This is a genomic window from Pigmentiphaga litoralis (genome assembly GCF_048632615.1).
Classification (GTDB): domain Bacteria; phylum Pseudomonadota; class Gammaproteobacteria; order Burkholderiales; family Burkholderiaceae_B; genus Pigmentiphaga; species Pigmentiphaga litoralis_B.
Genome location: NZ_CP184479.1, coordinates 725,455 through 737,892 on the forward strand (window position 1 = coordinate 725,455; position 12,438 = coordinate 737,892).

Here is a 12,438-nt window from a genome sequence, read left to right on the forward strand (position 1 = left end):
GGCACCGGCCAATGGCTACCAGGTGCTGTATGTGCTGGACGGCAATTCCGTGTTCGGCGCCTTCAGCGACACCTTGCGTCTGCAGCGCGCCAAGTTCGACAAGGCCATGGTGGTCGCCATCGGCTACCCGACCGAGCAGCCCTATGACTTCCACGGCCGGTCCTTCGATTATTCGCCGCCGGCGCCGCCTGGCCGCGAACGGCAACCTAACATGCCGGCGCTGGGGGCCAGGACGACATGCTGGACTTCATCGAACACCAGCTGCAACCCGAACTGGCCCGCCGATACAAGCTGGACCGCACCCAACAGAGTCTGTTCGGCCATTCATTCGGCGGGATGTTCACGCTGCATGCGTTCTACACGCGGCCCTGGCTGTTCAATCACTACATCGCGGCCAGCCCGTCGATCTGGTGGCAGGACCGCTACCTGTTGCCGGAAGAACGCGCCTTTACGCAGCGGGCGCATGCCGGGCAGCTGAACCTGACGCAGACCTCGCTGACGCTGTTCGCCGGCGGCCGCGAATCACCAATGATGCTGCGTGACGCACAAGCCTTGCACGCGCGCATGCAGGCCTTGTCAGGTCTCGGCCTGACGACATCGTACGAAACCCTCGCAGACGAAAGCCACGCCACGGTGCCCATCGCGGCAGTGACACGCGTGATGCGGCATGTGTTCACGGCTCGCACGCGATGATGCGTTGCGCCTCAGGCCCGGCACAGGGAATCGGACCCAAGACCCACCGACGGTCCGTATGACAAACGGCCCGCCATCGCGGGCCGTTCGTCATTCCCCGATCGGAACGATCAGTACTTGCCCGAAAGCAGCGAACCGCAGTTCGGCACGCGCGTTTCCAGGTTCAGCACCTTGAGCATCCGATATACGGTCGCCACCGCGGCCGAGATCACCGGCTTGCCCAGACGGTCTTCCACCATCTGGATCGAATCGAGCGACGGCATCTGCACGCAGGCCGACAGCACAACCACGTCGACGCCGCTGGTGTCCAGGCGCTTGACGTGCTCGGCCGGGGCCAGCGAGGGCTGACGGCCGACTTCGAGGTTGTCCGAGATTTCCAGCGACACGCTGTCCTGCACTTCGAAGCCTTCGTGCTCGATGTAGTCGACGACCATGCCCGTCAGCGGCTTCATGTACGGCGTCAGCACCGACACCTTCTTGGCGCCCATGGCCTGCAGGCCTTCGATCAGGGCGCCTGCGCTCGACACCACGGGCGCGGCGGCGTTGTTGCCCACCGTGACCTGGTGCAGGCGTTCCTGCGATTCACGGTGGTAGCCGCGGCCCATGCTCATGATGGCGACCAGGCAGGCGTAGCCCAGCACGTCCACGCGGGCGTCCGACAATTCCAGCGCGCAGCGGTCCGATTCCTTGTCCATCAGCACCAGTTCTTCCTTGGTCACCTTCTTCATGCGCATGCGGCTCGAATGGAAGGTGAAGCGCTCGGGCAGGATGGTCTGGCGGCGCAGCAGCATGGCCGGGATTTCCGTTTCCATCGTGGTGTTCGAGCTGGGGACGATCTGACCGATACGGTAGACGCGCGATTCGTTGCTTTCCATGAACTTCTCCAGGTGGGACACGGTCGCGGGCAACACCCGGCGGATCCGCGCAAATCGTTAATCATCAGTGCACTGACAGTTATGGCCCGACGTATCGGGAAATGCTGACCTGCCCCGCCGGGTGACCATCGGCCGCCCGGCTGTCCGGCGCTTACTCGGGCGTAATGCCTGCGGCCTTGACCGTCTTGGCCCAGTACGCCAGGTCGGTGCGCACGCGCTGCGCCAGCGCTTCCGGACCTTCAAACTTCACTTCGATCCCGGCGCCTTCGGCCCGCTTCACGCTTTCTGGCGTCGCCAGCGCTTTCTGCACGTTGGCGGCCAGCGTCGCGATGACCGGCTTGGGCGTGCCGGCCGGGGCAAACAGCGCCACCCAGGACTCCAGCTGGAAGGCCGGCAGGCCGGCTTCGGCGCTGGTCGGCACGTTCGGCAGCATCGGATGACGCTTCTGGCTGGTCACGGCCAGGGCCTTCAGTTTGCCGGTCTGCACGTGTCCCATCACCGAAGGGGGCGTGGTGATGAAGAGCTGCACGTTGCCGGCCAGCACGTCCTGAATGGCCGGACCCGACCCGCGATACGGCACGTGCGTGATTTGCGTGCCGGTCTGCTGCTTGAAGATCTCGGTGCCGATGTGCGACATCGATCCGATCCCCTGCGACGCATAGTTGTACTTGCCCGGCGCCTGCTTGAAGTACGCCGACAGTTCCTGCAGGTTGTTGGCCGGCACGCTTGGCGGCACCGTCACGACATTGGTTGCCACCGTCAACAAGGCGACCGGTTCGAAGTCCTTGAGCGGGTCCCACGGCAGCTTGGCGGTAATCGCCGGATTGCCCACGTGATAGGCCGAGTACGAAATCAGCAGCGTGTAGCCGTCGGGCTTGGCGCGCGCCACATACTGGTACGCAATGTTGCCGCTGCCGCCGTCCTTGTTTTCGACCACGGCCGTCTTGCCGATCACCCGGCTCAGCGGTTCGCTCAACACCCGCGCCGACGTGTCGACCAGGCCACCTGGCGGGTTGGGCACGATCAGCGTGATCGGCCGGGTAGGGAAGTCGTCCGCCGCCAGGGCCATCAGGGGGTTGCCAGCAAAGCCGCGGCCGCAGCCGCTTTCAATCGGGTCATGAAAAGTCTCAAGGTTTGTCGTTATGTGAAGCGTATTCTTCACGGTATATTCGATATACGCCAATATCGTTTTCGTCTAGATCGATATGGCGCGCGTATGGATGATACCTGGACCCGTACGCTGGGGCGCCCTGCCGCGCGCCGTCCGCTGCCCGTCCTCTTTCCGGAGCCTTGCCGTGGAACTTCGCCAACTCCGCTATTTTTCCGTTCTGGCCGAAGAGCTCAATTTCACGCGCGCCGCTGCCCGCCTCCACATCTCGCAACCGCCGCTCAGCATGCAAATTGCCCAGCTGGAAACGGAACTGGGCGCCGCGCTGTTTCGTCGCACCAGCCGACGGGTCGAACTGACCGAAGCCGGGGTCTGCTTCCTGCACGACGTGCGCGCCGTGCTGGCCCGGCTGAAGGATGCCGGCGTGCGGGTACGGGCAGTCGACCAGGGCCTGGCGGGCCGGGTCGAGGTGGGCCTGTCGGGTTCGCACTTTCTGGGCCCCCTGCCCGACCTGATCGCGCGGTACGCCACCACGCACCCGGACGTGTCGGTGATCCTGAACGAGATGAAACCCAGCGACCAGATCGATGCGCTGCGCGAACACCGGATCGACGTCAGCTTCACGCGCGCGTGCATCAACGACCCGCTGCTGGACTGCGTGCCGCTCTGGTCCGATCCCGTGCTGGCCGTCCTGCCCGCCGGGCACCCCTGGCCGCCAAACGTCAACTCCGCCTGGCGGAACTGGCCGACGAACACTTCGTGGTTTTGCGCCGCGATACGTCCGCGTTCGCGCAGCACATTTTTGACTGCTGCGCCAAGGCGGGCTTTACACCGCACGCGTCACAGGCCGTGTCCGAAGTGCCGGCGCAGCTGAATCTGGTCGAAGCCGGCCTGGGCGTGGCCCTGGTGCCCGCGTCGACCTGCCAGCGCCTCAAGCCCGGCGTGGTCACCTGCACCCTGACCGACCCGACGCCGCAAGCCAATGTGTTCGCCATCGTGCGCAAGGACAGCCCGACCAAGGCGCGCGAGACCTTCCTTGAGTCGATCGCCGCGCCGCTGGAAGGGTAAATCAATCCATGCCGTTGCGCCGGCGCCGCTGCTGCAGCTTGCGCGCCTTCTGCCAGCGCCACGCCCACATGACGTAGCCCGACAGCCCGTAGATCACGAACAGGCCGAACAACACGATGGGCGGATCGCTCGAAATGAACACGAACGCCGCGACCACCACAAGGATCATCCAGAACGGCACGCTGCGACCCAGCGCGAACGACTTGCCGCTGAAGAACAACGCGTTCGACACCATGCTGACGCCCGCATAGATCGTCAGGCCGAATGCGACCCACGGCATCCACAATTCGCGGATCGGCAGCTTGTTGTCGATCGCCAGCCAGACGAAGCCCGCCACCAGCGCGGCCGATGCCGGGCTGGGCAGCCCCTGGAAGAAGCGCTTGTCGACCACGCCGATATTGGTGTTGAAGCGCGCCAGCCGCAGCGCCGCGCCGGCCACATAGACGAAGGCCGCCAGCCAGCCCCACCGGCCGAGCGGACTCAGGATCCACTCATACATCACCAGCGCCGGCGCCACGCCGAACGAACACATATCCGACAGCGAGTCGTACTGCTCTCCAAATGCCGATTGGGTATTGGTCAGGCGTGCCACCCGGCCGTCCATGCCGTCGAGCACCATGGCCACGAAAATCGCAATGGCCGCCATCTCGAACTGGTCGTTCATGGCCTGCACGATGGCATAAAAACCGGCGAACAGCGCCGCCGTGGTGAATGCATTGGGCAGCAGGTAGATGCCGCGGTGACGAGGTTCTTGTGTGTTCATGATCGAAGGTTAACCGATGAACACGAGGCCGCCAATCGAGGGGGAATCGGCGATACCGTCCAGCTCGCCATTACCACCGGTAGCGCAGATTCGCGACAGCGGTGCGTTCCGTACCCCAGTAGCAGGCCGACGCGGCCAGGCAATTGACCACGTATTTCCTGTCGAACAGATTCGAAAAGTTCACGCTCAGATCCGCGCCCTTCAGCGTCTCGTCCAACCGGCCCAGGTCGTAGCGCAAGGCCGCGTCCACCAGAGTCACCCCGCCGACTTCCTGGGCGTTCGCCAGATCGCCAAAGACGCTGCCTCGATACCGCACACCGGCGCCCATGCCCAGGCCGGCCAGCGGGCCCGTCTGCACCGTGTAGTCCGCCCACACCGAAGCCTGGTGACGCGGAACGAAATTGAGGCGATTGCCGGCACGTCCTGCCGATGCCGCCGTGGAACTTGCCCGCGTGATTTCGGTGTCCATGTAGGTGTAGGCCAGCGTCAGATTCAACGCTTTCGTCACGCTGCCCTTCGCTTCGAGTTCAATGCCGCGCGACGTAACCTGCCCCACCTGGATGCTGTAGTTGCTGTTGGCGGGATCGGTCGCGCTGACATCAGCCTGCCTGATGTCGAACACTGCCGCGGTCAACAGCGCATTGCGGCTGGCGGGCTGGAACTTGACGCCCGCCTCGGTCTGCTTGCCGGTCGACGGCTTCAGATTCGTGCCGTCGGACCGGATGCCGGCCAGCGGCTGGAACGACGTCGAATAACTCACGTAAGGCGTCACGCCGTTGTCCAAGGCATAGGCCAGCGCGGCGCGGCCGGTGAAACGATTCGCATCGATGTCGGTGCGGCGGAACGCGGCAGCGCCGGACGCCGCGATGTTCGTCGTATTGGTATCCGTGTTGGTCCAGTCCTGGCGGCCCGCCAATGTCAGGCGCCACTTGTCGAACGACACCTGGTCCTGCAGGTAGACCCCAAGCTGCTCGCGCGTCTGATGGATGCGCAGGGCATCCGGCGGCACGGCTACGGCACGATTACCGTACACGGGATTGTAGAGATCGAACAATTCCGGTGTCGTCGTGCCCGGCCGGTAGAAAATGCCCAGCTGACTTTCGGTGTAGTCGGCACGGTCGCGTAGATAGTCGACGCCCGCCGTGATCCGGTGCCGTGTCGCCCCCAATCCAGTTCCGCGCTCAACTGGTTGTCGATCTGGATCGTCGTTGCCTTTTCGGGAAAGGACCACGCATACCGCGCCGCCTGCGTGTCGCCGAACACCGCGCCGACCTGCACGCGCCGCGAGTTCGTATCGACCTGGGTCACACGCGCCGTCTGCTTGAAACCCAGCCGGTCGTTCACCTGATGTTCCAGCGTATAGCCCAGCATCTTCTGTTCGTTGGTGAACAGGTCGTAGTTGGGGTCGCCCACAAATCTGCCGCGATCGATCGTGCCCAGCGCGCTTGGCACCACGGTGCCCACCCGCGGCAGCACTGGCGCCCCACCGCCGCCCGGCGACCGGATCTTCTGGTATTGCGCCATGAGGTTCAGTCGTGTCGCGTCGGACAGGTTGAACGTCAACCCGCCTTGCAGGTAGACCTTGTTGTCCTTCACATAGTCGTACTGGGTCCCGCTGTCCTTGACCAGCCCCGTCAGCCGATACAGCACGGCGCGGTTCTCGTCGATCGGCCCACCCAGGTCGAAGGCGGCCTGTTTGCGGTCGAAGCTGCCGTATTGCAGGTCGACTTCGCGCAGCCGTTCTTCAGTCGGCTTCTTGCTGACCATGTTGACCAGGCCGCCCGGAGCGGTCTGCCCAAACAGCCCCGACGACGGCCCTTTCAGCACCTCGACACGCTCCAGCCCGAACACTTCCACCCGCGGCTGCGCGTAGCCCCGCACCCCAAAAGGCAGCACCAGGCCGTCCAGATAGCGCGCCGGCGTAAATCCGCGTACCGTCAACCAGTCATAACGCACGTCGTTATCGCCGTACTGTCCCACCACCCCCGGCGTGTACCGCAACGCCTGCGCCACCGACACCGACCCCTGCTGTTCCATCTCCGTGCGCGTCACCACGTTCACGGCCTGCGGCGTTTCCAGCAGCGACGTGTTCGACTTCATCGCGGAGCGCACGCGGGTGGCGGCGTAGCCGGTGTCCATCGGATCGGCCAGCGGCGACCCGGCCGCCTCCACCTGAATGGCGGGCAGCCGGGCCGGCTCACCCGCAGAGTCGGACTGCGCAATACCGGTCAGCGGGAAAGCCACCGCCAACGAGGCGGCGACAGCGGTAAATCGATGGTGGAACATGCATACCCTCCAGGCGCCAAAGCCTGTAAAATCGAACGAGAACGATTATCAATTGTGAAACAGAGCGAGTATCGCGGGATTCGGCCATCGTCGTTGACGGTTTTTCGGCGCGGATTGACGGACTTGCGGCTGCGCCACACTTCCCCGTATCCAAACGCATGTTGGACGCCGCCCACCCTGCCCTGATGCAAGATCGCGCCCGGCTCCCGCACGAATGGTGGCGCGAGACCCTGCCCACCGTGCCGGCGACGCCGGACTGGGAAAAACGATCGCGTTCGTGACGCGGGTGGATGAAGGCATCAGCCTGGCCGTGCTGCGCGGCCGGCCAGACGCCGAACTCACCGTGCCGGCCCCGGGCACGCAGGTGTTCGCCATTCAGGTGCTGCTGACCGGCACGCCGCGATTCGAATCGGATCGTGGCACTGTGTGCCGGCCCCGCGCCGGTTCGCTGGTGCTGTCGCAATATTCCGACGTGCTGGGCGCCCAGGTGCACCTGCCGGCCCGGCGCGACGTGCACATCGTCGACCTGCGGCTGTCTGCCGACGCGTTGCGCCGGCTCACCTCCTTTCCCGTGACGGATCGCCTCATGGCACGGTTTGGCTCCGATGCGCCATCGCACCCGCATGCCGCTCTTGTCGTGTCCTGCCAGGCCAGTCATGCGATGCTGCAACTGGCCTATTCCCTGTCGTCCACCCCGCTTGCCGACCCCGATGCGCTGGCCTTGTGGCGGCGCGCCCGCGCGTACGAACTGCTGGCGCACGTGATCGATCTGCTGGCCACGCCGGTGTTTTCCCCGGCGCTTACCGCAATCGAGAACGAGCGTCTGCTGCGCGCATTTGCCGTGTTGGAAGAACGCTTCAACGAAGCCTGGCCCGCCCTGCGGCTGGCCAGGGCCGTGGGCCTGCCCGAAAAGAAATTGCAGTCGGGCTTTCGGGCCCGCGTCGGCACGTCCGTGCACGCGCACCTGCGGGCCCTGCGCCTGCGTCACGCCGCGCAGCGGCTGGCCAGTGGCGCCAGCGTGACCGACGTGGCGTTCGACGTGGGTTATGACAACCTCAGCCACTTCGGCAAGGCGTTTCGCGCGCATTTCGGCGTGTTGCCCAGCGACTACCGCAGCCAGCGCGGTGCTCCGCACTGACCATCGCCCACCCGGCGGCGCCCGCACAGCCTGAAAAACAAAAGCCCCGCCGCGCGTTGCCGCGGGCGGGGCTTTTGATCCATCGGCCAGATCCGGTCATCAACGCTCCCCGACCGGGAAGCGTCAACGCCATCAGCACGGCATGATCAGTTCTTGGACTGGTCGACCATCTTGTTCTTGCTGATCCAGGGCATCATGGCGCGCAGCTTGCCACCCACTTCCTCGATCTGGTGTTCGGCCGTCAGGCGGCGGCGCGAGATCAGGGTCGGGGCGCCGGCCTGGTTTTCCACCAGGAAGCTCTTGGCGTATTCGCCGGTCTGGATGTCCTTCAGGACCTGCTTCATGGCCTTCTTGGTCTCGTCGGTCACGATGCGCGGGCCCGTGACGTACTCGCCGTATTCGGCGTTGTTCGAGATCGAGTAGTTCATGTTGGCGATGCCGCCTTCATAGATCAGGTCGACGATCAGCTTCAGTTCGTGCAGGCATTCGAAGTACGCCATTTCAGGGGCGTAGCCGGCTTCCACCAGCGTTTCGAAACCGGCCTTGATCAGTTCGACGGTACCACCGCACAGCACGGCCTGTTCGCCGAACAGATCGGTTTCGGTCTCTTCACGGAAGTTGGTTTCGATGATGCCGGCACGGCCGCCGCCGTTGGCCATCGCGTACGACAGCGCAACGTCGCGCGCCGAACCCGACTTGTCCTGGTACACCGCGACCAGGTGGGGCACGCCGCCGCCCTGGGTGTAGGTCGCGCGCACGGTGTGGCCCGGTGCCTTCGGCGCGATCATGATGACGTCGATGTCTTCGCGCGGAACGACTGCGCCGTAGTGCACGTTGAAGCCGTGCGCGAAAGCCAGCACGCCGCCCTTCTTCAGGTTAGGCGCCACGTTTTCCTTGTAGACCTTGGCGATGTTTTCGTCAGGCAGCAGGATCATGACCACGTCGGCGCCCTTCACGGCGTCGTTGACTTCGGCAACCTTCAGGCCGGCGTTCTTGGCCTTGTCCCACGACGGACCGTCCTTGCGGACGCCGACCGTCACGTTGACGCCCGACTCGTTCAGGTTCTGGGCATGGGCATGGCCTTGCGAACCGTAGCCGATGATCGCAACGTTCTTGCCCTTGATGAGGGACAGGTCGCAGTCTTTGTCGTAGAAAACTTTCATGGGTAGCTCCGAATCTTATCTATGTAGGCAATGTTCAAATCTTGAGTACGCGCTCGCCACGGCCAATGCCGCAGCTGCCCGTACGCACGGTTTCCAGAATGGCGGTGCGATCCAGCGCGTCGATGAAGGCATCGAGCTTGCTTTTGTCGCCGGTCAGTTCGACCGTGTAGCTCTTGTCCGAGACGTCGACGATGTGGCCGCGGAAGATGTCGGCCATCCGCTTCATCTCTTCGCGCTCCTTGCCGACCGCACGCACCTTGATCAGCATGAGCTCGCGCTCGATGTGCGGGGCTTCGGTCAGGTCGACCACCTTGACCACTTCCACCAGGCGGTTCAGGTGCTTGGTGATCTGTTCGATCACGTCATCGGACCCCGACGTGACGATCGTCATCCGCGACAGCGTGGCGTCTTCGGTTGGCGCAACCGTCAGGGTTTCGATGTTGTAGCCGCGGGCGGAAAACAGTCCCACCACGCGCGACAGCGCGCCGGCTTCGTTCTCGAGAAGCACAGATATGGCGTGTCTCATGCGTGCTCCTTAGAGATCTTCCGAACCGAGCAACATCTCGGTCAGGCCTTTGCCCGCCTTCACCATCGGCCAGACGTTCTCGGTCTGATCGGTAATGAAGTCCATGAACACCAGGCGGTCCTTCAGCTTGAAGGATTCGCGCAGCGCGCCCTCGACGTCGCCTGGCTTTTCGATCCGCATGCCGACGTGGCCATAGGCCTCGACCAGCTTCACGAAATCCGGCAGCGAGTCCATATAGGACTCGGCATAGCGGCCGCCGTAGTCGATCTGCTGCCACTGCCGGACCATGCCCAGGTAGCGGTTGTTCAGGCAGAGCACCTTGGGAGACAGGTGGTACTGCTTGCAGGTCGACAGTTCCTGGATGTTCATCTGGATCGAGCCTTCGCCCGTGATCACCGCGACATCGGCGCCAGGGTTGGCCATCTGCACGCCCATGGCATACGGCAGGCCCACGCCCATGGTGCCCAGGCCACCGGAATTGACCCAGCGGCGCGGCTTGTTGAAGCGGTAATACTGGGCGGCCCACATCTGGTGCTGGCCCACGTCGGACGTCACGAAGGCTTCGCCGCCCGTGACTTCACACAGCTTTTCGACCACGAATTGCGGCTTGATCAGCGTGTCGGACGTGCCGTACTTCAGGCAGTCCTTGGCGCGCCAGGCGTCCACCTGCTTCCACCACGGCTTGATCCGCTCGGGATCGGGCCGGTGTTCGCGGATGGCATGTTCGTACTGGGCGATCAGGTCGTGCAGCACGTCCTTCACGTCACCCACGATCGGCACGTCGACCTTCACCCGCTTCGAAATCGACGACGGGTCGATATCGATATGGATGATCTTGCGTGCGTTCTGCGCAAAGTGCTTGGGGTTGCCGATCACACGGTCATCGAAGCGCGCACCCACCGCCAGCAGCACGTCGCAGTGCTGCATGGCCATGTTGGCTTCATACGTGCCGTGCATGCCCAGCCAGCCCACGTAGCGCGGGTCGGTCGCGGGCAGTCCGCCCAGACCCATCAGCGTCAGCGTGGCCGGGGCGTCGACCATCTGCACCAGCTTGGTCAGTTCCTCGTTGGCGTCGGACAGGATCACGCCGCCACCCGCATAGATCATGGGGCGTTCGGCCTGCAGCAGCAGTTGCACGGCTTTCTTGATCTGTCCCTGGTGGCCCTTGACGACGGGCGAATAGGAACGCATCTTGATTTCGCCGGGCGGCTGGTACTTGCAGCGCGCGACCGTGATGTCTTTGGGAATGTCGACCAGCACCGGACCCGGACGGCCCGTGCGCGCGATGTAGAACGCCTTGTGCATCACATCGGCCAGGTCTTTCACGTCCTTGACCAGGAAGTTGTGCTTCACGCAAGGGCGCGTGATACCGACGGTGTCGGCTTCCTGGAAGGCGTCCTGCCCGATCGCGGTCGTCGGCACCTGGCCGGAGATCACCACCATCGGGATCGAATCCATGTAGGCCGTCGCGATCCCGGTCACGGCGTTGGTCACACCCGGACCGCTGGTGACCAGCGCCACACCTACCTTGTTCGACGAGCGCGAATAGGCGTCTGCCGCGTGAACGGCCGCTTGTTCGTGCCGCACGAGGACGTGCTTGAATTTGTCTTGATTGAAGATCGCGTCGTAGATGTACAGCACCGAGCCACCGGGGTAGCCGAACACATGTTCGACACCTTCGTCAGCAAGGGCGCGCACGACGATCTCTGCGCCACTGAGTTCCATTGGATTTTCGTCCATTCAAAGTCCGCGCGTTCATCCCGGGTGGTGCTGCCCATGAATCCAAAGGCAGGAAAACCTGATGTGCACCGGTATCGGCAACATGCGGCGACGCTTTGCGGTTCACGGAACCGTTCCGCTCGGGCACCCTGACGACCTCGGTACGCGTTCACCGGAACGTGCACTGAAGGTTGAAACGGAAGGCCAAGACCGGACTGATCCCGCGGTTGACGGGCCAGGCACTGCGCTTGTGGCGCGGACTTGGGCTAGGTTGTTGTCGTGTCACGGTGCACCAAGGTAGGGTGCGGCCCGCAAAGACGGTTACCCATCCACATTTGTATCGTTTTTGGGTAGCCCGCAAGGCTAGCGCGTTGCTGCAGCGCGGTCAAGTCGCCGCAGCCCGTCAACGGTGGCGGGCAAGGGTTCCTGTGGTTCCATGCGCACCCTGCTCTCGGGTATCGTACGGCCCATGTCTGAAGCCCCCCGCTCCAAAGCCACTGGCAAGGCACCGCCCGCCACGACCCGATCCGCCGCCAGCGAATCCGCCGCCCACGCGCCCGGCGCCGTGGCGATGTCTCCCGCCACGCGCCAGGCCGCCTATGCTGCGGCGCCCACGCCCGGCAAATGGACCCGTTTTGCCTGCATGATGTATGAAGCCATCCTGCTGTTCGGCGTGGTCTTCGTGGCGGACTATCTGTTCGACACCCTGACGCAGAGCAAGCACGCGCTGGCCTTGCGTCACGAACGTCAGGCCTGGCTTTTCGTGGCGATCGGCGCCTACTTCATTTTGTGCTGGCGCATGGGAGGTCAGACGCTGCCCATGAAGACGTGGGATATCCGGCTGGTGGATGGCAACGGCGGCCGCATCCCGCTATGGAAGGCAGTGGTCCGGTACGTCCTGTCGTGGCCGGTCACATTCAGCGGGATCGGGTACGTATGGGCCTGCTTCGACAAAGACCGCCAGTTTCTGCATGACCGGCTGGTCGGCACCCGGTTGATCGTGAGCAAGGCGGTCAAGCGCCCACGCAGTAAAGGTTGAGGCCCTGGCAAAAGCGACAGCGTATTTCGCCGGCGACGGAAAGTCGCCTGGAATGACAAC

10 protein-coding genes and 2 pseudogenes are annotated in these 12,438 nt (G+C 64.0%); 4 read left to right on the plus strand and 8 right to left on the minus strand.

All coding sequences use genetic code 11. The features are described from left to right. Positions 1–237 precede the first annotated feature (237 nt). Positions 238–693 (plus strand): alpha/beta hydrolase, encoded by a 456-nt coding sequence (locus ACNANG_RS03240; RefSeq protein WP_420225976.1) that lies wholly within the window; start codon positions 238–240, stop codon positions 691–693. 110 nt (positions 694–803) lie between these two features. On the opposite strand, the gene ACNANG_RS03245 is transcribed toward ACNANG_RS03240, so the two are convergent. Further along, positions 804–1,568 carry an Asp/Glu racemase gene (locus tag ACNANG_RS03245; RefSeq protein WP_308428189.1) on the minus strand — a complete coding sequence of 255 codons (765 nt, stop codon included), beginning with the start codon at positions 1,566–1,568 and terminating at the stop codon, positions 804–806. 151 nt (positions 1,569–1,719) lie between these two features. Further along, a complete protein-coding gene (locus ACNANG_RS03250; protein ID WP_420225977.1) occupies positions 1,720–2,637 on the minus strand; it encodes a Bug family tripartite tricarboxylate transporter substrate binding protein in 918 nt (305 codons plus the stop codon). A gap of 151 nt (positions 2,638–2,788) precedes the next feature. On the opposite strand from ACNANG_RS03250, the pseudogene ACNANG_RS03255 reads away from it, so the two are divergent. Further along, a pseudogene (locus tag ACNANG_RS03255) lies at positions 2,789–3,744 on the plus strand (LysR substrate-binding domain-containing protein). Between the two features lies 1 nt (position 3,745). Here ACNANG_RS03255 and pssA read toward each other — a convergent pair. The 3 genes and pseudogenes from pssA to ACNANG_RS03270 all read right to left on the minus strand — a co-directional run. Then, on the minus strand, positions 3,746–4,507 hold the full coding sequence (pssA, locus tag ACNANG_RS03260; RefSeq protein WP_189608719.1) for a CDP-diacylglycerol--serine O-phosphatidyltransferase: 762 nt from the start codon (positions 4,505–4,507) through the stop codon (positions 3,746–3,748). Between the two features lie 70 nt (positions 4,508–4,577). Then, a complete protein-coding gene (locus tag ACNANG_RS03265) occupies positions 4,578–5,738 on the minus strand; it encodes a TonB-dependent siderophore receptor (RefSeq protein ID WP_420225978.1) in 1,161 nt (386 codons plus the stop codon). Positions 5,739–6,343: 605 nt separating this feature from the next. Then, positions 6,344–6,793: pseudogene (locus ACNANG_RS03270) on the minus strand (TonB-dependent receptor plug domain-containing protein); the annotation flags it as partial. A 214-nt stretch (positions 6,794–7,007) separates the two neighbouring features. Between ACNANG_RS03270 and ACNANG_RS03275 the strand changes: the two are divergent. Further along, complete coding sequence (locus ACNANG_RS03275) at positions 7,008–7,931, plus strand: helix-turn-helix domain-containing protein (RefSeq protein WP_420225979.1); 924 nt, start codon at positions 7,008–7,010, stop codon at positions 7,929–7,931. A gap of 146 nt (positions 7,932–8,077) precedes the next feature. On the opposite strand, the gene ilvC is transcribed toward ACNANG_RS03275, so the two are convergent. The 3 genes from ilvC to ACNANG_RS03290 are packed head-to-tail and all read right to left on the minus strand — an operon-like array spanning position 8,078 to position 11,345. Next, positions 8,078–9,094 (minus strand): ketol-acid reductoisomerase, encoded by a 1,017-nt coding sequence (gene ilvC, locus ACNANG_RS03280; protein WP_420225980.1) that lies wholly within the window; start codon positions 9,092–9,094, stop codon positions 8,078–8,080. A 34-nt stretch (positions 9,095–9,128) separates the two neighbouring features. Next, entirely contained in the window at positions 9,129–9,620 is a 492-nt protein-coding gene (gene ilvN / locus ACNANG_RS03285) for an acetolactate synthase small subunit (RefSeq protein WP_420225981.1), read from the minus strand. A gap of 9 nt (positions 9,621–9,629) precedes the next feature. Continuing rightward, positions 9,630–11,345: an acetolactate synthase 3 catalytic subunit gene (locus ACNANG_RS03290; RefSeq protein ID WP_420227434.1), complete on the minus strand. Its 1,716-nt coding sequence runs from the start codon at positions 11,343–11,345 to the stop codon at positions 9,630–9,632. Between the two features lie 565 nt (positions 11,346–11,910). Here ACNANG_RS03290 and ACNANG_RS03295 point away from each other — a divergent pair. Beyond that, positions 11,911–12,378, plus strand: a complete 468-nt coding sequence (locus ACNANG_RS03295) for an RDD family protein (RefSeq protein ID WP_420227435.1) — start codon at positions 11,911–11,913, stop codon at positions 12,376–12,378. Positions 12,379–12,438: the final 60 nt, after the last annotated feature.

Coding starts and splice junctions, on each gene's coding strand:
- ACNANG_RS03245 (WP_308428189.1), bottom strand. CDS start 1,568: ATGGAAAGCAACGAATCGCGCGTCTACCGTATCGGTCAGATCGTCCCC.
- ACNANG_RS03290 (WP_420227434.1), bottom strand. CDS start 11,345: ATGGAACTCAGTGGCGCAGAGATCGTCGTGCGCGCCCTTGCTGACGAA.
- ACNANG_RS03240 (WP_420225976.1), top strand. CDS start 238: ATGCTGGACTTCATCGAACACCAGCTGCAACCCGAACTGGCCCGCCGA.
- ACNANG_RS03295 (WP_420227435.1), top strand. CDS start 11,911: ATGTCTCCCGCCACGCGCCAGGCCGCCTATGCTGCGGCGCCCACGCCC.
- ACNANG_RS03250 (WP_420225977.1), bottom strand. CDS start 2,637: ATGGCCCTGGCGGCGGACGACTTCCCTACCCGGCCGATCACGCTGATC.
- ACNANG_RS03275 (WP_420225979.1), top strand. CDS start 7,008: ATGGTGGCGCGAGACCCTGCCCACCGTGCCGGCGACGCCGGACTGGGA.
- pssA (WP_189608719.1), bottom strand. CDS start 4,507: ATGAACACACAAGAACCTCGTCACCGCGGCATCTACCTGCTGCCCAAT.
- ilvN (WP_420225981.1), bottom strand. CDS start 9,620: ATGAGACACGCCATATCTGTGCTTCTCGAGAACGAAGCCGGCGCGCTG.
- ilvC (WP_420225980.1), bottom strand. CDS start 9,094: ATGAAAGTTTTCTACGACAAAGACTGCGACCTGTCCCTCATCAAGGGC.